The following is a 758-nucleotide window of genomic DNA, read 5'->3' as shown; positions in this document are numbered from 1 at the left end:
CCGGCCTTGTCGGTCTTGCCGATCGGGGACTCCGGATCGATCTGAATGTCAATGTACAGACCGTTGTTGTACAGCAGAATGTCGGTCGGGTTAGCCTTGTCGCCGCCGAAGCCTGCGTAGACCTCCGGGTTGCGCAGGTGAACGTCATTGCCGTCGATGGTGGCGGTGAACTGGCCGGACTCGACGGCGTACTTGGTGACGTCCTTGTGGGAGCCGGACTCCAGGGGTACTACGCGGTCCAGGAACTCGCGGCCCCACTCGATGACCTTGTCGCCGCGAACCTTGTTGTAGCCGGTGCCCTTTTCCTGGCCGTTCTCCTCGGAGATGGCGTCGGTGCCGTAGAGGGCGTCGTACAGAGAACCCCAGCGGGCGTTCGCCGCGTTCAGCGCGAAGCGGGCGTTCAGGATCGGCACAACCAGCTGCGGACCGCCGGTGGTTCCAACCTCCGGGTCAATGTTCTGGGTCTTAATCTCGAAATCGCCCGGCTCGTCGACCAGGTAGCCGATCTCCTTCAGGAAGGCCTTGTACTCCTCCGGATCCTGAGCACCCTTGTGCTCCTCATACCAGGCATCCATCTTCTCCTGCAGCTCGTCACGGAAAGCCAGCAGCTCGCGGTTACGCGGGGTGTACTCCTCGACGATCTTGCCGAAGCCATCCCAGAACTTCTCCTGCTCCTCGGCGGAATCCTTGCCAATGACAGGAAGTACCTCGGTGTTCACGAAGTCGTAAAGGGTCTTGGCAACCTGAAGGCCGCCGGC

General features: G+C 61.5%; 1 pseudogene. It reads right to left on the bottom strand.

From position 1 onward, the window contains the following. A pseudogene (locus ACWXWJ_RS10265) lies at positions 1 to 758 on the bottom strand (malate synthase G); the annotation flags it as partial.

The sequence above is a fragment of the Corynebacterium sp. p3-SID1761 genome (genome assembly GCF_055862885.1).
Note: the sequence above shows the minus strand (reverse complement) of the source record. Positions and strands in the feature narration are given on the sequence as shown.